The 25,570-nt window shown below is 46.7% G+C and carries 23 protein-coding genes; 11 read left to right on the top strand and 12 right to left on the bottom strand.

Features of this window, described 5'->3' with window-relative positions; translation table 11 throughout:
• Window positions 1-30: 30 nt before the first annotated feature.
• A complete protein-coding gene (pstA, locus tag KFE26_RS07730) occupies window positions 31-1,689 on the bottom strand; it encodes a phosphate ABC transporter permease PstA (RefSeq protein WP_028760532.1) in 1,659 nt (552 codons plus the stop codon).
• A gap of 59 nt (window positions 1,690-1,748) precedes the next feature.
• A complete protein-coding gene (locus KFE26_RS07725) occupies window positions 1,749-4,007 on the bottom strand; it encodes an ABC transporter permease subunit (RefSeq protein ID WP_198572158.1) in 2,259 nt (752 codons plus the stop codon).
• 200 nt (window positions 4,008-4,207) lie between these two features.
• Here KFE26_RS07725 and KFE26_RS07720 point away from each other — a divergent pair, with 200 nt between their 5' ends.
• From KFE26_RS07720 to KFE26_RS07710, 3 genes are all read left to right on the top strand, one after another.
• Window positions 4,208-4,708, top strand: coding sequence for a glycine cleavage system protein R (locus KFE26_RS07720; RefSeq protein WP_028760534.1), 501 nt, complete (start codon window positions 4,208-4,210; stop codon window positions 4,706-4,708).
• A gap of 467 nt (window positions 4,709-5,175) precedes the next feature.
• Window positions 5,176-5,829 carry a DedA family protein gene (locus tag KFE26_RS07715; RefSeq protein WP_212600065.1) on the top strand — a complete coding sequence of 218 codons (654 nt, stop codon included), beginning with the start codon at window positions 5,176-5,178 and terminating at the stop codon, window positions 5,827-5,829.
• A 173-nt stretch (window positions 5,830-6,002) separates the two neighbouring features.
• The gene (locus KFE26_RS07710) at window positions 6,003-6,824 is read left to right on the top strand and encodes a DUF2797 domain-containing protein (protein WP_212600064.1); all 822 of its coding nucleotides are present in this window, start codon (window positions 6,003-6,005) and stop codon (window positions 6,822-6,824) included.
• A gap of 248 nt (window positions 6,825-7,072) precedes the next feature.
• Here KFE26_RS07710 and KFE26_RS07705 read toward each other — a convergent pair whose 3' ends face one another.
• On the bottom strand, window positions 7,073-7,756 hold the full coding sequence (locus KFE26_RS07705) for a DUF4136 domain-containing protein (protein WP_113938903.1): 684 nt from the start codon (window positions 7,754-7,756) through the stop codon (window positions 7,073-7,075).
• Window positions 7,757-8,156: 400 nt separating this feature from the next.
• Here KFE26_RS07705 and KFE26_RS07700 point away from each other — a divergent pair, with 400 nt between their 5' ends.
• Window positions 8,157-8,750 (top strand): LysE family translocator, encoded by a 594-nt coding sequence (locus KFE26_RS07700; protein WP_113938904.1) that lies wholly within the window; start codon window positions 8,157-8,159, stop codon window positions 8,748-8,750.
• A 26-nt stretch (window positions 8,751-8,776) separates the two neighbouring features.
• A complete protein-coding gene (locus KFE26_RS07695) occupies window positions 8,777-9,331 on the top strand; it encodes a DUF1415 domain-containing protein (RefSeq protein ID WP_212600063.1) in 555 nt (184 codons plus the stop codon).
• A gap of 228 nt (window positions 9,332-9,559) precedes the next feature.
• On the opposite strand, the gene KFE26_RS07690 is transcribed toward KFE26_RS07695, so the two are convergent.
• The 9 genes from KFE26_RS07690 to KFE26_RS07650 form a co-directional block, all read right to left on the bottom strand.
• The gene (locus KFE26_RS07690; RefSeq protein ID WP_212600062.1) at window positions 9,560-10,087 is read right to left on the bottom strand and encodes a DUF4303 domain-containing protein; all 528 of its coding nucleotides are present in this window, start codon (window positions 10,085-10,087) and stop codon (window positions 9,560-9,562) included.
• Between the two features lie 122 nt (window positions 10,088-10,209).
• A complete protein-coding gene (locus tag KFE26_RS07685; protein ID WP_105249681.1) occupies window positions 10,210-10,683 on the bottom strand; it encodes an NTF2 fold immunity protein in 474 nt (157 codons plus the stop codon).
• A 185-nt stretch (window positions 10,684-10,868) separates the two neighbouring features.
• The gene (locus tag KFE26_RS07680) at window positions 10,869-12,155 is read right to left on the bottom strand and encodes an acetyl-CoA hydrolase/transferase family protein (RefSeq protein WP_212600061.1); all 1,287 of its coding nucleotides are present in this window, start codon (window positions 12,153-12,155) and stop codon (window positions 10,869-10,871) included.
• 169 nt (window positions 12,156-12,324) lie between these two features.
• Entirely contained in the window at window positions 12,325-13,464 is a 1,140-nt protein-coding gene (locus KFE26_RS07675; RefSeq protein ID WP_212600060.1) for an ABC transporter permease, read from the bottom strand.
• Window positions 13,454-14,410: an ABC transporter ATP-binding protein gene (locus tag KFE26_RS07670; RefSeq protein WP_212600059.1), complete on the bottom strand. Its 957-nt coding sequence runs from the start codon at window positions 14,408-14,410 to the stop codon at window positions 13,454-13,456. The genes KFE26_RS07675 and KFE26_RS07670 overlap by 11 nt, the downstream gene beginning before the upstream one ends.
• The gene (locus KFE26_RS07665; protein ID WP_212600058.1) at window positions 14,407-15,402 is read right to left on the bottom strand and encodes an HlyD family secretion protein; all 996 of its coding nucleotides are present in this window, start codon (window positions 15,400-15,402) and stop codon (window positions 14,407-14,409) included. The genes KFE26_RS07670 and KFE26_RS07665 overlap by 4 nt, the downstream gene beginning before the upstream one ends.
• Window positions 15,402-16,103 (bottom strand): TetR/AcrR family transcriptional regulator, encoded by a 702-nt coding sequence (locus KFE26_RS07660; RefSeq protein ID WP_173497124.1) that lies wholly within the window; start codon window positions 16,101-16,103, stop codon window positions 15,402-15,404. The genes KFE26_RS07665 and KFE26_RS07660 overlap by 1 nt, the downstream gene beginning before the upstream one ends.
• A gap of 185 nt (window positions 16,104-16,288) precedes the next feature.
• Window positions 16,289-16,636 carry a hypothetical protein gene (locus KFE26_RS07655; protein WP_113938914.1) on the bottom strand — a complete coding sequence of 116 codons (348 nt, stop codon included), beginning with the start codon at window positions 16,634-16,636 and terminating at the stop codon, window positions 16,289-16,291.
• Window positions 16,637-17,228: 592 nt separating this feature from the next.
• Window positions 17,229-17,429, bottom strand: coding sequence for a hypothetical protein (locus KFE26_RS07650; protein WP_173497123.1), 201 nt, complete (start codon window positions 17,427-17,429; stop codon window positions 17,229-17,231).
• Between KFE26_RS07650 and KFE26_RS07645 the strand changes: the two genes are divergently transcribed.
• From KFE26_RS07645 to KFE26_RS07620, 6 genes are all read left to right on the top strand, one after another.
• Window positions 17,428-18,285 (top strand): hypothetical protein, encoded by an 858-nt coding sequence (locus tag KFE26_RS07645; RefSeq protein WP_028760548.1) that lies wholly within the window; start codon window positions 17,428-17,430, stop codon window positions 18,283-18,285. The two genes, KFE26_RS07650 and KFE26_RS07645, sit on opposite strands and share 2 nt — an antisense overlap.
• Before the next feature lie 11 nt (window positions 18,286-18,296).
• A complete protein-coding gene (locus KFE26_RS07640) occupies window positions 18,297-19,625 on the top strand; it encodes a DUF4785 domain-containing protein (protein ID WP_212600057.1) in 1,329 nt (442 codons plus the stop codon).
• Window positions 19,626-20,059: 434 nt separating this feature from the next.
• Window positions 20,060-23,308: a winged helix-turn-helix domain-containing protein gene (locus KFE26_RS07635; protein WP_212600056.1), complete on the top strand. Its 3,249-nt coding sequence runs from the start codon at window positions 20,060-20,062 to the stop codon at window positions 23,306-23,308.
• Between the two features lie 19 nt (window positions 23,309-23,327).
• Entirely contained in the window at window positions 23,328-23,705 is a 378-nt protein-coding gene (locus KFE26_RS07630; protein ID WP_028760551.1) for a DP-EP family protein, read from the top strand.
• Window positions 23,706-23,983: 278 nt separating this feature from the next.
• A complete protein-coding gene (locus KFE26_RS07625; protein ID WP_409437980.1) occupies window positions 23,984-24,163 on the top strand; it encodes a hypothetical protein in 180 nt (59 codons plus the stop codon).
• A 255-nt stretch (window positions 24,164-24,418) separates the two neighbouring features.
• Window positions 24,419-25,447 (top strand): diguanylate cyclase, encoded by a 1,029-nt coding sequence (locus tag KFE26_RS07620; RefSeq protein ID WP_105249692.1) that lies wholly within the window; start codon window positions 24,419-24,421, stop codon window positions 25,445-25,447.
• The last annotated feature ends 123 nt before the right edge of the window (window positions 25,448-25,570 follow it).

Here is a 25,570-nt window from a genome sequence, read left to right as displayed (position 1 = left end):
TAGTCCTAATACTTTCAGGATAATCGCTGATTAGTGCTCAAGCGAACGATATTTTTCACGTAAGTGGTTACGCACGCTAATGGCCGTCAAGTTGAGTGCCACAATCACAGACACCAGCAAGAAAGAGGTCGCATACACCAGAGGACGTGCCGCTTCAACGTTAGGACTCTGGAAGCCCACATCATATATATGGAACCCTAAGTGCATGAACTTACGTTCTAAATGCACAAACGGGAAGTTAAAGTCCAGTGGTAATGTTGGCGCTAATTTAACGACACCCACCAACATCAGTGGTGCCACTTCACCGGCAGCACGAGCGACCGCTAAAATCAAACCCGTCATGATCGCTGGGCTCGCCATCGGGATCACAATCCGCCACAGGGTTTCAGCCTTAGTCGCGCCCAGTGCCAAACTACCTTGACGCACCGCGCTTGGAATACGACTTAACCCTTCTTCAGTCGACACAATAACCACTGGCAGCGTCAAAATCGCGAGGGTTAATGCCGACCAAATCACCCCTGGCGAACCAAAGGTAGGAGCAGGCAAAGCTTCAGCGTAAAACAATTGGTCGATGGAACCGCCCATCATGTACACGAAGAAACCTAAACCGAATACACCATACACAATCGAGGGCACACCCGCTAAATTGATTACCGCAATGCGGATCATCTTAGTAATAGGGCCTTTCTTAGCATATTCATGTAGATAAACCGCCGCGACCACGCCAAATGGCGTCACGATAACCGCCATCAACATCACCATAAATACAGTGCCGAAAATCGCGGGGAACACGCCACCCTCAGTGTTGGCTTCACGCGGATCGTCACTCATAAAGCGTCCAATACCGACAAACCACTTACCAATTTTTCCTATGAGTCCTAAGTGATTCACATAGGTCACATCGAGAACGGTATCGAGCTTTAGTTCAACTTCTTCGCCGCGCATATCTCGGACAATAACCGAGTCACGCGCCGCATCATCACGCAGGGCAAATAACGCTTTCTCAAGCACTAAGTAATCTTCTTGCAGTTGAGCTCTCTTGGCGACCAACTCAGCTTTAATACTGTCGGTCAGTTCCCCATCTAGCTCGAAACGACGCTCCTGCAAACGCAATTTTTCAATGGCGTAGTTAATCGAGCCAATATCTTGCTTCTGCAAATCAACCGCTTTGTCCGATAAGGCAACAGCGCGTTCGATGTGCTCCATTAAGGAGGATTCAATCGCATCATTCACTAAATCAAGACGCTTGCCATTTTCAATCACGGCTATCGGATAACCGTAGAAGTTACCGTTTTTAGCCCGCTCGATCAGTGCGACCTCGCTTGGCACAGAACGACTAACAATGTCCGTACCTAATATCCAGCGGAAATCCAAACCCACAAATTCACGGTTACCGGTTTTCACTAAGTAACGGGTCACAAACTCGCCCGGATGTTGCTTAAACACATGGCCAGCAGCAATCAAACGCTCAGTCGGTACTTCTTCCCTATCGTAAACCTCACCAATTAAGGTCGAACGTACACCCGTGTTATCTTCAAGCTCCCACTGGTAAACAGTTGCAGGCCAAAAGTAACTTAAGCCGCGCCATGCGATTAACAATAATAAGCCTAAGACGGCAATCAAACTGATGCTCACAGCACCGCCCGTCATCCATATCCATGGCGAGCCTGATTTTACCCACTTACCCATTGCACAAACCTCTCAAGGTCACTGGCGAAATAGTATTTAATGTCATTGTCTTATCCCCGTTACAGCGAGCTATAGCGTTCACGTAGACGCTGTCTCACCACTTCTGCAATGGTGTTAAAGAAGAATGTAAAGATGAATAGTACGAACGCAGCAAGGAAGAGCACACGATAATGCGAGCTACCGATAGCCGATTCAGGCATTTCAACCGCAATGTTTGCCGCCAAGGTTCGCATCCCTTCGAACACACTCCATTCCATGATGGCAGTGTTACCAGTGGCCATCAGTACGATCATGGTCTCGCCAACGGCGCGGCCAAGGCCCATCATAATGGCCGAGAAAATTCCCGGACTGGCGGTTAACAACACCACGCGTGTCAATGTCTGCCAAGGCGTCGCACCTAAGGCTAAGCTGCCGTTAGATAAATGACGAGGTACAGAGAAAATGGCATCTTCAGCGATGGAGAAAATCGTTGGGATCACCGCAAAGCCCATGGCAATACCAACCACCAGCGCGTTACGTTGGTCGAAGGTGATCCCCAGTTCGTTAGTGATGAATTGACGGGTATTACCATCAAACAGCGCCACTTCGATGATTGGGCTGACCGCAAAAGAGAACCAACCCACGAAACAGACCACAGGGATCAACATCAGCTCTTGGTACACTTCGGGTAAACGTTGTTTCCACTTACCCGGCAACCTGCTCCAGCCATAGGCAGACGTGAGTATCGAGGTCGGCAATAAGATCAGTAGAATTAAAATGCCGGGGAGATGCTCTTCAATCAGTGGCGCTAACCACAGACCCGCCAAGAAGCCTAAAATCACCGTTGGTAATGCTTCCATGATTTCAATGGTCGGTTTCACGAAACCGCGCACCTTAGGCGACATAAAGTAAGCCGTGTAAATCGCACCAGCAACGGATAAAGGCACGGCAAATAACATGGCATAAAATGCCGCTTTCATTGTGCCGTAGGCCAATGGCATTAAGCTCAACTTAGCTTCGAAATCGTCAGAACCTGAGGTCGATTGCCATACATATTTAGGCTCTGGATAACCTTCATACCACACTTTGTCCCACATGGCGCTCCATGACACTTCTGGGTGGGAGTTTTCCACACTGAAGATATGCAGCTTTTTGTCCGCCTCAACGACTATGCCGTTTGAGCGTGGGGTAAAGCCCATTTTACCGGGATTTTTAAGGTCAAACTTTGCATCAAACAGTTCACGATGACTCGTGGTATAAAGTAGTGTTAGCTCACCCTCAGGGCTCACTGTCGCAAAACTCTTACGATAAAACTCAGAGGCAATCGAGCTGATGGGCGGTAAGTCATCAAACTGACGAATCTCTTGATATAAACGCCCTTTTTCACCATTAACTTGGAAGTACTGCGCCACAATACCTGTGTCATAACTGACCAGTAATGAACTCGCCCCCGCCAGCAAAGCCACGTTATTGACTTGTGCCTTAGCACGTTCAACATCAATCACCTGCAGCAGATCTAAGCTGTCAGTATCACGGATGTCGTACACGAAAATTTTATTGCCAGTTTGCAACATCAATTGACGTTGATCGGGCGTCATCAGCTCGTGGGAGACTTTCTTCGGCGCATCTTGAATTTGTGACGTCGTAGAAACCCACTCCACTTCTTCAGTCATCATGTTCTCTTGCCCTTCGAGACGAGTGAGGCGCCAAACACCACTTTCATCTTGATAAGCAAAACTCATTTTGTCTGAGCTATAAGTGAAGGTCAGCTTATGAATCGCACTGCCCGTCTCATCGACGGTAATAGGGGTTTCACCTGCGGGATAACGCAGTTTAGGTGTGATTAAACGTTTGTTATTGGGGTACGTTAAACCAAACTCTAGGCCCGCCACTATGACCTGACCATTACTTAATCCTAGCGCAAAACGTTGTTCGCTCGGTACAGCAACGGCGGCGCTGGTGACTGTAACACCCGCTGGTAACGTCGGGGTAAAGCTAGAAAGTAAGCTACCGTCGGCAACAGTATAGAAGTCCACTTGACCATGAACGCTCACACGGTACATCACCTCATTTTGCTCTTCAGCACCCACCATTAAGGTCGGCACATCCGCGTGTTGATAGCTCACACTCTTAACGGGTGTGACATCAGCACTGTCGAAAATGGGTTTAATCACATACAACAGATAAAAGAAGATCAACAATAAGGCGACAAATACCATAGTGCCGCCGATAGTGACGCTGATTTGCGCCGCTTTATCCTTAAATGCCCTGCGATTCGAGCGTCCGCCTTTAAGCATACTGTGCGATGCAGAACCAGGTTGAGTGACCTGACTTTCCATTAAGAACCTCTATTATTAATAGCTAGCGAGTTTTTTCGCTAGGATTTGCCGAGTGCTATGCTTACACTGTTTGAACGTAAACTGAGCAATAACAACATCCTTTATTCTAAGTGCGTTGGATTATATGACGCAAAGATGACAGTTGTGTTACACCCCGTTTTAAAACAGGTGCCTTTTACAAAAAATAGGAGTCAGTCACTATGCTACGATACTTAATCACACTACAAGCACCTGATAGAAAAGGATTAGTAGAACAAATCGCCCATGCTGTGAGTCGTCATGGCGGCAACTGGCTCGACTCAGAATTACGCCATATTGACGGTGTCTTTGCCGCGATATTGTTACTCGAAGTGCCGTCACTGCGGATGGACGAGCTCATTGAGGCCCTAGAATGCATCGATAGCCTGTCCCTCACCTACTCCAAAACCTCGGTCGCTCTTAAGCCCATTAAACGCTTAAGTTACAACCTAGTGGCCTATGACAGACCCGGACTCGTGCTCGATATATCCAATAAAATCAATGCAATTGGCATCAATATCGAGCAGTTTAGTAGTCAATATGAAACCGCAGGCCACACAGGCATAGCTTTGTTTCGGGCAACCATTGGCCTTGGACTCACAGATCTCGCCCAAGAAGATCAACTGGTAGAATCCCTCTATGCTCTTGGGGATGATCTCGTGCTCGATAGATTAAGCCGTTAATGCCATTAGCTTTTACGGCAAGCTAACACTTAGGACGCCAACACATTTAGAGAGTGCACTCGCAATGGCACTTTCAAACAGCACTTTAAGAGCGCTTAAAACAATGCTTAAAAACCGATATTCGCGGCAAGGTGTTCAAATTAAGTTAAGCCAGTGCAATCAATACTGGATAGTTGGAATCGTTAGAATACGCATAGGAATCTGGCAAATGGGTTTGTAAGTTGATGCCATCATTCGAAATTTATTAACCGTATAATAATGCTTAATATTTTTACTATAAAAAGCCCACAAAACCCGATTACTGAACCATAAACACACTAACACCAACAAAATTTAATGTTGTAACTGCCTTTCGATTCATGCTCCCTTGGTAGAATAACCCACGAAACACCATAGCTCAGGTTCAAAATTGCCGCTTTCGAGTTTCCATCTTTATGTTTTATCAATTATTTTAGGGAGTAGTACGTATGGAGCAGTTATACGAACTGGCCCAAGCCATGATACACAATGATCTGGCGGTTTTAGCCAATCCTAAAATCGCCATCATGGTCAGCGCATTAATTTGTGGCTTTTTAGTGTTAGAAAATGGCTTTATTCCCACCGCATTTTTACCCGGAGATAGCCTACTCTTTCTCACTGGAGTGCTGATTTATCAAGATATTCTTCATATCGGTATTATGCCGTTATTGGTTCTAGCAACCTTTACAGGTACAGCTATAGGTTATTTACAGGGTCGATTTTTAGGGCATACCCAAATTTACCAAAAACTGCTGTCGAATATTGATATCAAACATCAGGAAAAAGCGACCCACCTAATTGATAACTATGGAGTGATAACCCTGCTACTCGCACGTTATATTCCTTTTGTTCGTACCGTTTACCCCTATATTTTAGGTGCAACGGGTATTTCTTCCCGTCGTTTTTTACTCATTAACTTCATCAGTTCAATGGTGTGGATTTTTTCCGTTGTTGGTTTTGGGTATCTCATTAGCCATACCCAATTAGCAACAAAATACCAAACACAATTTATGAGCATAATCATTTACTTACCAGCAGCCTTGCTTACTTTCGGTATTATTGCCTTAGTGTACAAATGGTTAAGTAAAACAAAAGAGGTTTAGGTGCACTCAGTCAATCGACTCACTTATCGACTTACTTATCGAAAAATCCTATCTAAACTGACTTGGATAATCTTGTATACTGACGGCCACGCAATGACGATATAACGGAAGCGTGCACTAGACCGCATGATGAGCGACTAAGCTGCACCAGAACGCAACACATTAGGATGACCATGTTAGGAACGCTAAAAAAGATGCGCGTGCAGTTAGATGACGCGCAACAAGTGCAATATCAACTCGTTGTTGGTGATGAGTTACTCCCGCTCAATCCATTGATAGGCAAGCAATTAACCTTGACCCACACGGGCAATATCTTCTGCTGCAACTGCGGTAAAAAGAGCAAGAAGAGTTACTCGCAGGGCCATTGTTTTGTCTGTATGCAAAAGCTGGCGAGTTGCGATATGTGCATCATGAAGCCGGAAACTTGTCATTACGACCAAGGCACTTGCCGCGAACCAGAGTGGGCCCAGAGCCACTGTTTTGTGCCGCATTATGTATATCTGTCGAATACTTCGGGCGTTAAAGTCGGCATTACCCGCCACACTCAACTGCCCACCCGTTGGATTGACCAAGGTGCTACCCAAGGTTTACCGATTTTTAAAGTCTCAACAAGGCAGCTCTCAGGCTTAGTCGAAGTAGAATTGGCAAAACTGGTTAATGATAAAACCCATTGGCAAGCCATGTTAAAAGGCCATGCCGACGATATTGATTTAAATGCTAAGGCTGCGGAACTGATCCCACAAATTGAGGCTAAGTTGCACGAAATCGGCATGCAAAAAGGCGATTACAGTATCGAGCGTTTGCACGAAACGATTCAGCCAATTCATTATCCAATTGACACCTTCCCGAAGAAGATCACTTCGCACAATTTCGATAAAAATGTGGTCGTCAGCGGAATTTTGCAGGGGATCAAGGGACAGTATTTAATGTTTGATACGGGCGTGATTAACATTCGTAAATTTTCATCCTACGAGATCACAGTCGAGCACGACTGAAACAGTCTGAAATCAAAATGGAACTTCCATCCATTAAAATGAAAAAGCGCGGCAGTTTTCACTGTCGCGCCCTTTATTGAGATGGCTGTCACTAAAGTACCATGTCCCACAGTTCAAAAATGGGAGCTAACACCACAAACATGGGACCAAGACACCTCAATTAAGCACTAATCCCGTTTATCTGGCGAATGCTCCAACCAAAATGCTGACTCAATTCACTTAGAACTGAACTAAAGCTCAAACGCTGACTAAGGAGCCACATTAACCGACGGCATATTGGCCAACATACTGGCAATGAGACTGTCGAAATTTTCGGTTAGCTCATCCATCTTTTTAATGTTGCCAAAACCTTGGGCAAGCACTCGCCAAATTGGCTCATCAACGCCCTGTATTTTAGTGGGTTTAAAGAGCGCTATCACCACGGTACCTTTATCATACTTTTGGGTATTCACACCGTCGGTTGACAGCCCAGCGACTAACCCTGTCACTGCCAAAATTTGTTCATCACTCATTTCAGTTCCCATAGCGACGCCAAAGCCAACCTGAAAATCCGCCAGTAGTGGATCTTCGACCCAGCGATATCCCTTACTCTGCAAAGTTTGCTTCAATACGGCTTGCATGTGTTGCAACACTGGCTGCGGATCTAAGCGTTTATCTGTGATGATTTTTTGAAATTTAGGATGCCAAGTGAATGTCATTGCCGTTGACGGTAATTCACTGAGATCGCCAGACATCACGATTGTGGTTCGCAACGGCTGCGCCGCGTTATCCGTCACAGTTACGCACCCAGTAAGACCTAAAACGCTGCTAAAAAGCAGTATTAACACTCTCAAATACCGACTTAACACTCGGTCGGGAACCCAGCAAGGAACTCGACTGAGCTGTCGATTTAGCACTCCACTTAGCTCACTATGTAATGATGGATTCATCATGCCCTGTTACCTCAATCTATAAAATGCTGTCTAAGGATAGTTGCTATTACTAAAACTGAAAGCTGATATCCATCATAGTGTTAAATCAGCATATTCCAATATATCTTGATTTTCGTACTAACACAGAAAACCATCAAACTGCGCTAGCCCTATTCTCACGCCATTAATCCCATCGAGGCATGTACATATTTTGTTATTCTTTTTAGTTTATAAACTCACTATGTCGTATAGGCGCGGCAACATTTAATCGCTAGAATGCCTCGCCTGCGTTGCAATCAAATGTCGCAATTATAAATAATAGCAACACAGTATTGCGTAACGTCAGATGAGTAAATCGCAGGCTCAATGCGGCAAATAATCACAATGCCATAAAACTAAAATAAAAGGTGTGGATCTATCTATGGAGTTAATACTCGCTATCGCGTTGTTTGCCTTTTCATCGGGGATCACCCCAGGGCCTAACAATATTATGCTGATGACCTCAGGGGTAAACTTTGGCGTAAAACGCAGTATTCCGCATCTTATGGGAATAAGCCTTGGCTTCCCGACCATGATCCTCGCGATAGGTTTGGGCTTGAGCGCCCTATTCCAAAGCTATCCTATCATCCATCAAGTGATTAAAGTCGTCGGCATAGGTTACCTTTTGTATCTGTCTTGGTTGATTGCCAACAGCAGTAGCAAGATGGAAGGCAAAGCCATTGCTAAACCCTTCAGTTTTATCCAAGCCGCGGCCTTTCAATGGGTCAATCCTAAGGGCTGGATCATGGCCGTGGGCGCGATTGCGACGTTCACGTCAGTACAGCAGGATTTGACCCCGCAGGTCATCACTATCGCAACGGTATTTTTGTGCGTCGCATTTCCCTGCGCTATCGTCTGGCTAGGCTTTGGCGTAGCCCTTAAACGCATTTTGAAAAATGAGCGCCAACAGAAGATTTTTAATATCAGCATGGCGCTCTTGCTTGTGGCGTCTATCATCCCTATGATCGCCCCCTAATTTTTAAGCACGAGCAAACGACCGCCATGAACGAAATTGACATGATCACTCAACAAACCGACGACTGGGTGAAAAAAGTGATCATGAAATACAATATTTGCCCCTTTGCCAGACAAGAAGTCGAGCGCGGCAGTATTCGGTATCTGGTGGTGGAACAAACCAAAGTCAAACTCGTACTCAAGGCATTGATCGAAGAATGCCAATACCTCGACGCCCACCCCGAAGCAGAAACCACACTGTTTATTCTGCCCCGTGGTTTTGAGGGGTTTTATGCCTATCTCGACCTCATCGACATGGCAACTGATACGCTTATCGAACACGAGTACGAAGGCACTTACCAACTCGCCACCTTTCACCCAGACTATTGTTTCGATGGTGAACCACAGGACAGGGCAGCCAACTTCACCAACCGCGCGCCCTACCCAACCCTGCACATCATCCGCGAAGCCAGCATGGAGTTAGCCCTTGCTAACTACAAAGATCCCGAAACCATCCCAGAACGCAACATCGCCTTTTGCGAACGCAAAGGCAGCGACTTTTTCGTTAAGTTGTTAGCAGAGTGCATGGGGAAATCCTCATAACAGTCCAAATACGGCAGCTTTAATGAGATTGCGGCCCTTATCACTGAAACGGATGAAGCCCTTTTCGATGATAACGTCAATATCCAGCCAACCTATGTTGAGCTAATTAAAGCGATGATTGTTAACCATGTAGGGCTTGAGCAAGGCAACAAGATAATCGAGCAATTGGAAATCAGGGCGTACTAATAACGTAGATGTTAATGATTTTAAAGTGTTTAAAATCAATTTTTATAAAAATCTATCGGCCAGCATATCAGCAACATCTTCGTCATGGTCGATACTAAAGGCCATAAAACCATCGATTTTAGGGATCGCTTGATAGACTTCAGTTTGGGTAAACTGCACTAGGCATTCGTTAAACACTGCGCGTATTTGCCGCACTATCTCCTCCCACTCACTAAAGTCATCCTCGGGTAAACTCTGTTGAATCGTCTGCAACTCATCCTCTGAAAGCAGGTAACATGTACTAAAACATTGATACTCCCAGTCACCTGTATTGAATTTAAGTTCTTGGATAGCCTCAGGGCTTTGGTATGACTCAGCCCATTCCCCAGACTGGTAATAGGCCAATCGCTGCTGAAAATCTGCCTCTGTATTAAAACAAAGATTTAATTCTGCGTATTCGGCATGGGTGTCAAAAGCAAAGGCATAAAAGGTTTTATCAGGATGAGCTAATAAAAATTGCTCAACCTCAACCGTTGTAAACCGCAATATCTCGGCTTTGATTCGAGCAATAAGAGCATTATCTAATGGCATAAAGATGTTCCATTTACACAATATTTTTTGTGTCTCAGTGCATCACTTAAATTAAACCGACGTTACTAAACTCAATGCTTTAGTCATTTTTTACTGACGTCAAGCATTGAGATTAAGCTGAATTAAAGGATTTGTACGCTCCATTTCTCATTGCCATAGCGACGATTTTTATAGCTATCGATACGCCATTCATCGGCTTTTTTAAGAGCAATAAACAAATACTCATCTTCGAAGTTAGTGTTGGTTTTAATATAGATTTCGGCTCTGCTTTTACTTTTTAAAGTAATTTGCACTTCAAGAGGATGATCGCAACCATTAAATTTTGAAGGAAACCCGAAGGAATTACGCACTTTTCCGCCGTAAACACGGGGCTTATCGGTACAAAAATCGTCAAATAATGGCGCTATTTGCTCACTCAGTAAAGCAAACCAATCGGTTTGCTTCGCATAATGGAATTCAGCCACTGGCAATTCCTGCCGTAGCTTATCTTCTTCGGCAGTTCTTTCGGTATAGAGGGTATTTTCGATACTGTTCCAGCGCGTACAAAAAGATAACACCCTCTCTGTTAAATATGCTTTTAATTCAATCTCATCCATTTAAATTATTGACTCCTTTATTTATAAGTCTGTCGGTCAAACCCGCCAAGAGTTTATACCATATCGGGACAGACGAATGACTCTTTACCGCGATTAAACGACGTATTAAAACCAACCCTTTACGCTCAAACGAGCTTGCACCACTGCAAACTCGGCAGCAAGCCATAACACCAAGATTTACAATGCTATAGATTTAATCCCCACACCTCAAAGGCATCACGACTCAGTTGTTCCCTAAAATCTGGGTGAGCGATGGCGATCAGCGCTTGTGCCCGTTCGCGCAGAGAACGGCCGCGTAGATTGGCGGCACCGTATTCGGTCACAATATAATGCACATGGGCCCGAGTGGTGACAACCCCTGCGCCAGGTGATAACACGCTTGCAATGCGAGAAAGCGTTCCCCCCGCGGCCGTGCTGGGCAGCGCAATCACAGAACGACCACCTTCAGATAACCCTGCTCCGCGGATGAAATCCATCTGGCCCCCGACACCAGAATAGATTTTAGTGCCAATGGAATCGGCACACACTTGGCCTGAAAGGTCGACCTGCAACGCCGAGTTAATCGCCATCACATTGGGATTTTTACGGATAATGGCCGTGTCGTTAACTTGCTCTATGTCCATAAAGATGACCGCAGGATTATCATCAACATAGTCGTATAATTTCTGGCTACCCAGGGCGAAACCTGTGACGAGTTTTCCCGGATAAAAACGCTTCTTGCTATTGTTAATCACACCTTTTTCAACCAGTTGCAATATACCGTCAGAAAATAGCTCAGTGTGGACGCCTAAGTCTTTATGTTCGGTTAAGCAAGACAGCACGGCATCGGGGATCGCACCTATGCCCATTTGCAAACAATCGCCATTACGCACTAATTGGGCAACATTTTTACCGATCGCCAAACTCACCGCATCCCCCGTCGCGAAGGAATGAATGGGCAACGCCGCGCTCTGCTCATACACAGCGGCAAAACGGTCGATATGGATAAAGCTGTCGCCATGGGTGCGCGGCATTTGTGGATTAATATGAGCGATGATCTTACCCGCGACTTGGCAAGCTGCGAGCGTTGCTTCAACCGAAATGCCTAAGGAACACATGCCATGCTTATCGGGTGGCGACACTTGGATAATTGCGGTATCAATTTTTTGCTCGCCGGAACGAAATAACTTAGGCACTTCAGACAGGAAAATCGGCACATAATCCGCGTCACCACTTTGCAGTAATGCCCGCGTTGGCAGCCCACCGAAAAAACATCGATGGCGTAAATGCCCCTGTAAACTGGGATGGCTTAAGGATTCGGCGCCTTCAGTATGTAACTGTAACAGGGTGAGATTTTCTTTGGTGAGTGCATGCTGCGCCAACGCATCTAATAAAATGCGCGGTGTGGCGCCCATGGAATGAGTCCACAGCGTCTCGCCGCTTTGAATTAAAGCAACCGCATCGAGCGCGCTATGACAAATGATTGGAGGCATAATGAATTCCCTTCGCTAAGCATGATGGCGGCAATCGCCCTAGCGGCAGTGTAAGGGATATCCTAATTAAGCAACATTGATTTCAATGGCTTAGCGCGACTGTTTACTGATAATTTGCGCTATATCAAAACTCGGCACTTTGCCCTTGACGATGAAACTCAGTACAGGGTTAATCCAAGCGCTTCGAAAATCTCATACTGGCAATCAATAACCCAATACAAGTAAAACCTATCATCCACAGGGCATCAAATTGCAGATCCATCACTTGGGCATCGCGCAGCACTATGGCCCGTGACATGCGCATAAAATGGGTTGCGGGTAAGGCTTCGGCAATCCACTGCGCCGCGATAGGCATGGCTTCGTAGGGGAACATAAATCCCGACAAGAGAATCGATGGCAGCAGGATAAATACCGTCATCTGCATCGATTGCAACTGGGTTTTCGCTATGGTCGAAATCACTAATCCTAAGGTTAAACTGGCGCAAATGAACAACATAGCGGCAAGGGCGATAGAATCAAGCCCGCCGCGAATGGGCACATCAAACAACAGATGCCCTGCGCTCAGGATAATGGTCACTTGCACAAAGCCAACCATCACATAGGGCACGATTTTACCCAGCATCAACTCCAGCGGCCGTACTGGCGTAGTGATCAAAAACTCCATATTGCCCTGCTCGCGCTCACGCACTATGGCGGCGGAAGTAAACATCACCATGGTCATAGTCAAAATCACGCCCAACAGACCGGGCACTATGTTGACCACAGAACGTTGTTCTGGGTTGAAATATTGCACCACTTCAAAACTCGGTATCGCCGTTTTTAGTGCTCTTCCTGCGACTTCATCCAGTGGCATTTGCCTTAGGCTACGAATAGTTGAAGCGACAACCGTATCTGAACCATCCACCAGCCATTGGCCAGCGGGTTGTGCGATATAGGACTGGGTTAAATATTGCTGACCCACAAAGAAGCTTGGGTGACGCACTAAACGCTCATCGAGATCGGCGGGCAAATACAGCACGGCTTTGACTTCGCCGCGAGTGATCGCCGCCTCAGCCTCCGCGGCACTTAAATAACGTTGTTTGAAATCCACCACCTGCGTTGCTTCCACCGCCTTAACCAGTGCGCGACTGTAGGCTGAATCACTTAAATTAACTAACCCAGCAGGCAGATGGCGAGCATCGGTATTGATCGCATAACCAAACAACATCAGTTGCACTAACGGGATCATGATTATCATGCCAAAGGTCATACGATCCCGCGACAACTGCCGCAGCTCTTTGACCACAATCGCAAAAATCCTACGCCACATGGTCAGTCTCTCCCTTGGAAACCCCAGCCAAGCGCTCGCCGGTGCAAGTGACAAACACATCCTCAAGGCTAGCGCGCACTTCTTCCATCGTCCGGCTGGCAACTCTTGGTTTAAGCCAAGCGAGCGGATCTTCAATATCGCTGCGCACTAACACCCGCAAACGACTGCCGATTTGCGCCGCCGACAATACCGCAGACTCGCTAATCAATGATTGCTTTAAATTGCGTAAATCATCCCCTGAGATCTCAACCACCCGAGCGCCCATCGCCGCCATCAGCTGCTGGGGTGAACCGTCGGCGCGTTTTATCCCCCGCTCTAAAATCGCCAGACCGTGGCAACGCTCGGCTTCATCCATATAGTGAGTCGACACAAGAATCGTGGTGCCTTGGGCGCAGAGATCGAATAAGCGCTCCCAAAACTCGCGCCGATTCTCGGGATCGACCGCCGAGGTCGGCTCATCGAGAAATAACAATTCAGGGTGATGCAAGGTCGCCGCCGCTAAGGCCAAACGCTGCTTCTGGCCGCCACTCATGGAGCCCGCCATTTGTTTTTCTCGGCCGACTAAATCGTACAGCGTGACTAACTCGGCTATCCGCAGCTTTGAGGCTCGGCGGTTCAAACCATAAATTTGCGCAACGAATTCTAAGTTTTCCCGCACCGAAAGATTGTCGTACAGGGAGAATTTTTGCGTCATATAGCCAATGCGGCGACGCAGTTTTTCCTCGGCGCCGGGTAAGGTTTCACCCAATACGCGGATATTCCCCGATGTGGGACTCAGTAACCCAGTCAACATGCGAATTGAAGTCGATTTCCCGCAGCCATTGGGGCCGAGAAACCCATAAATGGTTCCCTTGGGAATGGCGAGGTCGAGGTTTTCCACCGCATTGACTCCGCCAAAGGCGCGGGTCATCCCTTGGGTCTCGATAGCAAAATCAGCGCTTTTCATGGCTGATCCACTTTTGGCTGCACTCCTTGCAGCACATCGAGTTCAACTTCTAATGCCATGCCAGTAGGTAGGTCCTGATCTGTGGCGGAAATAGTAATATCGGTCAAATACATCAGCCGCGCTCGATCACGTTCATTTAGCGCATAAAATGGCGTGTAAGCAGGTTGACTGCGAATATTGCGCACAGTGCCAGCAATCGGTATCTCGCGGCCATCCACAAGAATATTGACGCTATCGCCCGCCTTCACTCTGTCTAACCAAGTCGCGGGCAGGTAAACCCGTACATAGGGATCCTCGCTCGCCAGTAAACCAATCAACTGAGTGCCTGCGGCAATGCGATCGCCGACTCGCCAAGGCAACGTATCGACAACGGCATCACGCGCCGCCACTAAGCTCAAGTCTGCTAAGGCTTTTTGTTCAAGTTCGACACTGGCGCGAGCTGCAGTCACCGCGGCTTTAGCTTGTTCAAGCTGCTCACTACGGGTGCCATTTTCTAGTAGTCGCAGGCTTTGCTGCGCCTCGGCTTGCTTAGCGAAACTGGTATCCCGCGCCGCACGGGCCGTATCTAAATCCGCTTGGCTAAGTACTTTAGTGGCAAATAAACGGTTTGTTCGTTCAAAGGCTCGCTGAGCCTCTTTCACGCTGGCATTTGCCCCGTCGAGCACGGCCTTGGCGCGTTCTATATCCTCTAAACGCGCACCTGTGACCGCCTCAGAAAGTTTAGCTTTAGCCTGCTCAAGCTCGGCTTGGCGCAGGGCAAGGCGCGCATTGGCTGAGGTTGTATCGAGCTGAATTAACACCTTACCCGCCTTAACCTGTTGACCTTCAACCACATTCACTTGAGTAATCAACTCACCTACGGGCGCGGTAAGCGTCAGCCTGTCCCGCTCGACAGTGCCAAGCACTCTGGGCGGCGCTTCGGTGCAGCCGACTAATAGCAAGATCACACAACCCACACTCACGTGCGTAAGAATTTTAAAATTCACACTCATTACGACTTCCTCGGTTCACGCAGTACACCTTGGGTAAAAACCTGCATATTGTGCAGCGCTAGACGCTGTAAACCATCAGCATCGGCACTAAAAAAGCCGAACTGACGCATTAACACCGGGGGCGCAATAAGCGGAAAGACCATCAGACTCACGAAACTGAGGCGTACTAAATCGGGATCTAATCCCTCCTTCAATAGCCCTGCATTGACTAATGTGGATTCGAGCCATTGCCGCGAGAGGGATAAAATTTGCTCAAAAACAGACAACATAATGCGATAGGGTTCTGTGCCATCGCCTTCCTGTAACACCCGTATAATCAACCGTGGCAATCCTAGGTTAGGTGCCATAACGCGATAATATGTCTGCATAAGTTCACCCAAGTTATTAGGGGCATCCGCAGCGGATATTTCGCGAAAACGCGCTAATACGGGCTCAAGGGTTTCCCGCACCATTTGTTCGAACAAGCCCGCTTTTGAACCAAAATAATAACGAATAAGCGCGGCATCAACCTCGGCTTCGCGGGCAATTTCACGGGTAGAAACACTGGGATAACTGCGATGACTGAAGAGATTTAGGGCTGCGATAATTAAGCGTTGGCGGGCATCGGAATCCCCTTTCGGACGACCAGGAGTCTGCGGCTGTGATTCAGTTTGGGCGGTAAATGGCACAACCCCCTTTGGGCGACCGGGAATAAGCGACATGGCAAGCTCCAGCAAAATTCATCTATTGATGAATATACTGAAAAGCCGCGTAAAAAGGCAGCAGTTAAATTCCTCATTTTCATTGATATTGAGGAATTTAACCCTAGGACTGCATGGTTAAAATTTAGATACCGTTCAATCGAAAAATTAAGCGGCCTTCTATTAAAGATTTATACAGTAAAAGCTTATGCGCCTTTCACTATCGCACTCAAACGGGTAATGAATTGCTGTACGGCTTCAACAGTGTCAAAACTAAAGGCAAGGCCATAGTGGGTTTCGGTCAAACTCTTATGCAAACGTTTGGGGAAACGTGTCATCTCGGCATTGTGGAAATAGTCGTATTTGGCATGCACGCCTGCAATAGTGGCAAGTTCGCCGGAAAAGACTTCGAATGCAGGGCGAATAATCAAGTTTGGTGATTTACCGTCGAGGTGTAAATAGAAAGCCTCTTTGGTTTCTGGGAGCATGTATTCTGTAATGTTTTTTATGGTGAAGTTAGTGCGACATTGCAGTCCACTTAAGCAGCTCACCATCTTATTATGTTCTATCGCCAAACTTATTCTCCCGTGTTTGTTGTCTATTTAGATTAAACCTGCCCATATCGCGCTACTTTTTCTACTCTCAGTCAATCCATGGCTCAGATGACTGATTCAGATGAGAAGAATGTCATCTCGGCAATGTTGGTTTATTCCGTTTATCCCACTTTACCTCAGCTCAGCCTAATCGGTTTAGTCTTTAAATGCACTAAAGTGATACCCATATCCCAGAGTAAATGGGCGAGTTTGAATTATTTATCACAAAAAACCTTTATATACAGAATGATAAACTGATTAAATCAAACACTAAGCGGGTGTCACAGAAAATTCTTTTGTGTAAGCAAATCGATATTTCAAACACGATAAAGCACAATTTAGTTTATTAGGCATTGCTTATCATCAGGTTACCAACCTTTAGTTTGACATTAAAACGAACCGTTCAAAATGCGACCCTGCGATTGCATTTTATAATGATGGTTTTACTTGCCAGCTTAAAATGTTGCGTCTAGGTTAATAAGCTTGAGTTAAGTCCTGTTGATAATGGCTAAGTTACGGCAATCACATTTGATGCCAACCTAAACTAGCGCATTCACACTATCCCGTCGTATTCAGGCCTTAAGTCATGTTTTACCCAAAGTGAGTAACCCGCGCTTAAGCGCCTATAAACCGAGCCATGCCAGCCGATTTCAAGCTTATTTACGGCAAATCCTGCATTAACTGACTTGCCCTGAACTGTCGCAACGGACTGGCGGCCACAATCAACAAGACCAACAACACGAGATATAGCCATGAAGATCAAAAAAGCCCTCATGCTCTTGGGTCTGTTCGCTGTCAGCCCAGTAACGTTAGCCGCAACCGGAGTCGCCTTTATCCATGGTACGGGTCACCAGACCAATGCCTTAGCCGATTACTGGACGCCCGAATTTGTTAACTCAGTGCGCCAAGGCATCCCAGTGCCAAACAATTACACAGTGATCAACTGCGACTTTGACCAATATATGTGGGAAGAAAGCGCCGCAGGTTGTCTGGCCACGCAGCTCAATAGCTTTATCCAAGCCAAAAATATCGACGACTTAATTCTGCTGACCCACTCCAATGGTGGCAACGTAGTGCGGTGGATTTTATCTAACCCAACGTGGGACAGCCGTTATCCTGCAGTGATCAACGCCACCTCAAAGGTTATCGCCATCGCACCTTCCAGTGCTGGTACGCCGCTGGCCGATGCGGTGAACCAAGGTAATGTGTTCGAAACCAGCTTAGGCTGGCTCTTAGGCTATGGCAGCAATGCGGTGAAACAACAGCAAGTCGGTTGGATGGCAAACTACAACAACGCTTGGCTTAATGGCACAGCGGGTCGCCCATCGCTGGGTAAACCCTTCGAAGTCGTGGTGGGCTCAGATGTTGATTCCGCTATTTGGGACAGCGACAGTTACTGCGCGGGTTATCAATACCAAGTCGCGCTCGAAACCACCCAAAACTGGCTCGATAGCTGCTCCGACGGCTTCTTAAATTGCAGCTCGCAAAAAGCGGCTGGCACAGTCTGGTTTACCGATAAACAAAAGACCCGTGGCCAAGAGCCCTTAAGCCATCAGCAGAGCCGTCGTACGTGTTTCAATTTAGACACGCTGATCCGCAACCACATTTAAGGAGCACTAAGATGCACACACTCAGCAAACTTGCCAGTGTCTTGGCGCTAAGCGGACTGCTTGCAGCCTGCCAAGATGAAGCCACACCCATAGATCCCAAAACCAATGCCAGCCCAATGTACGCCAAAGGGTTAACCCTAGCCGCGCCGAGCGATACCGATTTAGTCGATAGCAATATTGCCAGCCCAACACTCACGCCCATCAACACCAGTACGGATTACATTAGCTTTATCACCCCGCTGTACGGTGAGTATCAAGCGAGTATGCTTAAGCTGGAGCAAGCCAGCCAAAGTGACGAGTATTGGGTCAATGTAACAGGCGCACAGCTTAATGCGGGCGTGGGCCTCACCATGAGCCAAGCGTCGAGCTTAGTGCGCATTGCACCTCGGGGCGATACCCGCTCTGGCGCCTTGATGCACGCCGAGGTCATTGCCCCTGAGCGCGTGCAAATTCAGCGCGTTACCCCTAATCAGTCACCCCAAGGCAAAGCAGCCAACAGCAGTGGGATAAACACCAATGAGTCACTGGTCAAATCGATGGTCAACGCCGATGCTTTGGCTAGCGCAGGGTTAACCGATGATTCCAGTGCATTGCAAATGTCGGCGAAGGCCACACCGGGCGAATATCGCCTGCAGGTCAGCCAGCCGTTAACGCCAAGCGCAAACTACTTAGTCAATGTGAAGGAAAAAGGCTCGCCCTATCAACTGAGTGTCAAAGCCTCCTCCGCTATCGCGGCTGATGCGCAAACCCTTGGGCTTGAACTCGCACTCAGCCAAAGTGATAACACCTTTGTGCCACAGGCAACACTCAAGCAAGCCGATGGCAATATGCAACCACTGGCGATGGTAAAACAAGGGGAGACATGGCAAGCGGTGATCCCCGCGGGCGTGGCACTTTCGAGCAGTAATGCGGGTTTCAGTGAAGTTGAGATTACAGTGCAAACCCAAGTCGATGGACGACCTGTGCAGCGCACGGTTAAATCTGTCTTTAAGTCCTATGTCAATTCGGCGAGCATCAAGCCCGAAGTGCTCACGGTTTGGGATAAAGGCTTGCCTAACCAAATCAACTTTGAGTTAACTGTCGCCGAGGCGGGACGTTTTGGCTTAAGTGGCACGTTAACGGGCACCAATGCCGAAGGTCAAAAGGTAGCGATTCTACGCACCCAAGCGGCCAATTGGCTGACCCCAGAGTCGCCGAAGTTAAAGCTGATGTTAGATCCTAAGCTTATCCAAGCCTCGGGTTTACAGCCGCCCTTCGAACTCAATGAATTAGAACTGCAAGATCAAGGTCAAATGGCCAGATTAAGCTATCAAGCCAAGGCACTAACCTTAACGCGCTAATTCAAAGGGACCAATGTTAAGGGGCTAACGTTAAGATACTTAGCTTAACGTGCTGATAAGTCAGGCTTGTTAGCCTTAAGTTCCTCTCTAATACAAAGTGCCCAATCACGGGCACTTTTTTATTGTTGATCTTTTGCAATCGACACCTAAAAGCCATCACCTTATTTAACATCTAGCGTAAAGCACAAACTGTTGACAGAAAAATGACAAGCTAAAGACTATTTACCACACCACACCCTGATAAAATTTACATTGATTATCAAGGGTTATTCCTTTTAAATAACAATCATCAACGGCATAATGTCAACGTCTTGACGTCAGACCTTTGAATGACAAGCATACGGTTCTTTATAACAATACGTATAACAATAAGAGTGACTCACAGCGCAAGTTTTTACCGTGCCATGGTCAATACTCAATAAATGGACATCGTTATGAGTGACAGCACATTTTTCTTTGGTGAATGGCAAATCAATCCCAGCGCCAATAGTCTGCTCCTTGGCAAACAAGTCAAACAACTTGAACCCAAGGCGATGGATGTGCTGCTATTTCTCTGTCAACGGGCGGGCGAAGTCGTCAGCAGTGATGAAATAGTCAGCCACTGCTGGCCAGGTGTAGATACCGGCGACAATCCACTACACAAGATTATCAATCAGTTACGTCGAGCATTAGGCGATAGCGCCACAGAACCCACCTATATAGAAACCATACGCAAACGCGGCTATCGCACCTTAGCCGAAGTGCGTTTTCCTATCGGACACCAAGCCACCGCCAGCCCACAGAGTTGGCAAGGCGGCTCGCCCTTTCCGGGACTGCAAGCCTATAGCGCTAATTATGCCGAGGTGTTTTTTGGCCGCAGTGAACAAATCAGCACTTTGCTTAACCGGATAAGCCAACAAATCCTGTTTGGCCGTGCCTTCTGCCTGATCTTAGGTCCAAGTGGCAGCGGTAAATCCTCCCTGATAAATGCGGGTGTTGTGCCCAATTTAATGAAGGGCGACGGCTATAACGGCATTGGTGTCGCGTCATTCAGCAGCTTAGATTTTGCCGATGTGAGTAAAGGGCAACTACTCACCGATCTTGCCAGTGCAATGCTCGACTGGGAAATCAACGACACCCCAGTATTCGAAGGCATGAGCGCTGAGACTCTGGCGATTCAACTCGTCGAAGATATCCAAAGCGTAATCGACCAGTGCACCCAAGCGCTCAAGGCTAAACCCTTTTCCAATCCGTTTTTTGCCTTGTTTATCGACCGATTAGAAGTGTTGCTCTCATCACCGCTATTTAGCGATACCGAACGAACTCAGTTCATAGAATTATTGGAACAACTCGCCACCTCAAAAGCCGTGATTATCATCAGTGCCTGTCGCAACGATTTTTATCCTTTATTGGTCAATTACCCAAGCTTAATGGCGGGTAAAGCCCGCGGTGCCCACTTTGACTTAGCGCCGCCAACACGCACTGAGCTATTACAAATGATCCGCCTGCCCGCGGTGGCTGCCAACTTAAGCTGGGAAGTTGACAGCGACACCGCGATGCCACTCGACGAAATGCTCTGCAGCGATGCCGCCAGTAACCCAGATGCGTTGCCCATGTTGCAATACACTCTGCAGGCCTTGTATTTACAGCGCAGCGCCGACAATAAGTTATTAGTCTCTGTTTATCATGCACTTGGCGGTATTGAAGGGGCGATTGGTAAAAATGCCGAGCAGGCGATTTCCCATTTAAGCGATGCTGAAAAAGCCAGCCTACCACGGATTTTATCCCTGCTAGTGACCCTGCGCGAAGATGAAAAGTCCATCACCAGCCGCACCGCTCGCTGGTCACAACTACAAAGCACGGCCGAAACCGCCCTAGTGCAAGCCATGGTCGATAGTCGCTTATTCGTGTCGCATCTGCAAAATGGTGAACCCTGTTTTAGCATCGCCCACGAAGCACTTTTGCGCCGTTGGCCGCGTGCAACCGCTTGGATTAGCGAGCATAACGACAGCTTAAGCATTAAGAGTCGCCTACAGCATTTATCTAAGCGTTGGCTCAGCGAAGCCAAACACAGCGCTTATCTGCTCGCCGAAGGCAAGCCGTTAAAAGAGGCCCAAAACCTCAGCCAAAATCCGTTATTCGATTTAGACGATCCCGAAACCGCCTTTATCGCAGCCTCCAGCAAACGCGCCAATATGCTGCGCTGGACGAGGCGCCTAACCGTCGCCCTGCTGTGCGTCCTCACCTTAACCTCCGTCATTATGAGCGTGCGTAGCATAGAAGCCGAAAAACTTGCCCTGCAAAAACGCCTCGCCGCCGAAGATTTGCTCGGCTTTATGGTGGGTGACTTCGCCGACAAGATGCGCGGCATCGGCCGTATGGACTTACTCGACGGGATCAGCAATAAAGCACTGGAATATTTCAGTGATTTTTCCAATAAAGAAGATGATACGCACTTAAGTTTTGATGCCCGTTTCCAACACGGCCAAACCTTAGAGGCCATGGGCGAAGTGGCCTATTCGCGCAATAAAATCGATGAAGCTCGCAGCGCATTACTCGCAGCGCAAGAAAAAATGCTGCCACTACTCGAATTACAGCCGGAAAACTTAGCCCTACTGAAAACCCTAGGTGCCAATGCCTTTTGGTTAGGACAGCTTAAGTATGATGTGAGTGAATGGGTATCTGCACGTCCTTTTTGGGAGCAATATTTACAATACAGTCAAGCCATGTATGCCATTGCGCCAGAGGATAAAGATGCGCTGATGGAGCTTTCCTATGCCCATAACTCGCTGGGTTCTGTATCAATGAACCAGCAAGAGTTTGCTAAAGCAAAGCAAGATTTTGAGGAGTCATTAAGGCTTAAATTGCTGGCTTTGGCAAAAGCGCCTGAGGATAGTCAGTTGATTGCGGATGTGGCGGATACAAGATCTTGGTTAGCGAGCGCAGCGGTATCACAAGGGGATATAAATACCGCTATTCAAATCCATGAAGAAATTCAAGAAGCCTTGCTAACTAAAAATCTTGAAAAACAGCCTTATTTACTCGATAGACTCACTGGAAGTTATCAAAATATCGCCACACTGTTAAGTTATCAAGGTCGCCTAACAGAAGCTTTGAATAAAGCCTCTTTGGGACTTGCGACTATTGAGTCTGCATTTAAACAAGACCCTGAAAACGAACGCTGGAAAAGATTAAAATATTATTCTTATTCACAAATACTTGAGTTCACCACGAGTGAAAGCCAATATTTAGCATTTGAGAAATCAACAAACATAAACTTTGATGATAAATCTTCACCAATAAAACTCTCAACATACAAAGATATCTCTGCAAAACTCCTTTTATCCAAGGCAAAACTCATGCTAAACATTGGAAAATTAAAAGAGAGTTTGCAATACGCAAAATTAGCAACTGAATCATATCGAGAACTTGGAAATGACTTCAATCAAGAAATAACCTACATAGCAAACCTTGCAATAAGCGAATTATTACAAGCTAATATCTATAAAAAACTGGGCGAGTTATCTTACATTGAGTTATGTAACAATGTTAAAAAACAAGTAATGCCTTTTACTGAAAAAAACAAAGACCCAATATTTACGATTTCCTATGCAAAATCGCTCGATTGTTTAGGGGTACTTGATACACATAAAGAGCTTATTCTTTTTTTAGAAAAAACCGAAATTAGAAATATTCGATTCTAACCACAGAAGGAACATAAAGATGACAGCACCACAAGGCTCAGCACAATTTATTAAAGTTAATGTTACCCTTGAAAATGGTGAACCTGTATTTATTTATACGGATGCCAATGGTCAAGTTTGCCAAGGTGATGTCACCATCACTCAGGCAGGTACAATTACTTTTTTACTAAATGATCAAACCACTAAAGGGTTAAAATTTGTCGGGGTAGGCTTTGTAACCCCATTCGATAACATTGTCGATGCTGTTACCATCAGCAGCGATGGTAAGTTAGTGCAATTTGTTGACCTCGATAGAACTCCTGGTACTACTAAGTTCCAGTTTGTATTAAGTAACACCACAAATACCTTACTGGTGTTAAGTCCAGATCCACAAGTTATCAATCATCCTAAAAACTAGGGTCTGTGGATTGGATTTTTCTCATGATTTCTCTCAGGACAGCCATATCTTTTCGAAATAAACGCCTCCTGAAATGAGCTCAAAATGCTCTGCTGCTACGGCAGAGCATTTCTCACAGCACATCCGCTTATACTCCGTTTTCCCATAGCAGCACTGTCTTTGGTTGCTAGTAACGCTGAATCCCGTAAGAAAAGCGGGGACAGCCATGTCTTTTTGTGCTTTATCCCCTCTTATACTAGCCTTTACATTATCTTGATTGCGTCTGTTTGGAGCGGATGATGACCTCAGCCAGAAGAATGCTTATCGATGCTAATACAACGCCCTTCTATCATGTGATAAATCGCTGTGTCAGAAGGGCTTTTCTGTGCGGTGAGGATAAACTCACAGGCCGCAGTTATGAGCATAGACGTGGCTGGATTGTCGATAACAAAGCATTATCCACCATCTTTAGACACTAAAATCCTTTGCGTTTGCCGCTTAATACCCAAAAATCCACTCATGAGTGCCACTCTTTTAACTTAGCCATGCCCCAAAACCTCGCACGTTTCAGCTAAACCTGAGAATTTACCGTGAGAAAATTAAATTCAAAACCTTTATAAACAATAGATTAAATCGGAAGGTAAGCAGAAGGTATCTTTTCTTTGCGAAGAATAAAGTCATCATCAGAAAAGCGCTTAGCGCAGATGACATTAGGTTCACGGAGAATGATAACAATGACAAGCTCACCTAAACTGACACGTTCACAACATCCATTATCACTTGTGGGTGAAGGCAATGGTTCACAGTGCACTGCGCAGCAAGGCTTGGTCGAGCCCGCATTGCCGTTAACCTTCTTCGAACATGCCTCGATTGAAACGATTCAACAGTTTATTCAGCATCTGACTGAACCGGTGATTATCGTCAATGCCCAAGGTTACATTTACTTTAGCAATAGCAAAGGTGCTGACTTACTAACATGCCCGCAGGCCAGTTTGAAGGGACAAGATTGGCGCAACTTTTTGACTGAACACCACCAAGCTCGCTATGACAATCTGCTGAGCAATGATATTAAATTAGGCAAAAATTGCGGTATCCCAGTGCAGCACTCCGCCGAAGAAATCACCCTCATTACAGCCTCAGGCAAAGCAAAAGATGTTGAGCTTTCCATTTCCTACATCCCCAGCCATGAACCTCTGTTTGTGATGATGATGCACGATTTGACGCAGCACAAAGCGGAAAATCAAAAGCTACGTAAATTGGCCGCCACAGATTCACTGACTGGGCTGGCGAACCGCCGATATTTTGATGAAATGCTGCATCACTATTGGGAAGAATGCACAGGTAAGTTGCGCCCGATCAGCGTGGTGATTATCGATGTGGATTACTTCAAAGTGTTCAACGACCAATTCGGCCATATCCAAGGCGACGAATGCCTACGTAAGATTGCCAAAGTGATTGCTGACATAGTGCCGATAGAAATTGGCCTGGCAGCGCGTTACGGCGGCGAAGAGTTCGCGCTAATTCTGCCAAGCCACAATGCCAAAATGGCACTCACCATTGCCCAAAAAGTACAGCAAGGGATTAATGACCTGCGCTTTACCGAGCAAGGGCTGCGCGATTATGTCTCTGTGAGCGCGAGCCAAGGGATTGCGAGCGAAATCAATGGCCAGTTCCGTACCTCACTCGCCATGCTGTGCGCCGCCGACACCGCATTATACCGCGCCAAAGCCGATGGTCGTGACAGGATCAATACATCGCTTTAATACCTATTAATTGCCGACTTGTTTGCCCGCAACTGATTTACCCCAAACTGATTTACCCAAAACATAGTTACCCGCGGCTTAGTTACCCACGATTGATTAACAACGGGATGAATGACCTCAGTA

The organism is Shewanella sp. M16 (genome assembly GCF_018224605.1).
Taxonomy (GTDB): Bacteria; Pseudomonadota; Gammaproteobacteria; order Enterobacterales; family Shewanellaceae; genus Shewanella; species Shewanella oncorhynchi.
The sequence above is the reverse complement of the archived record's forward strand: the minus strand, read 5'-3'. Positions and strand labels throughout refer to the sequence as shown.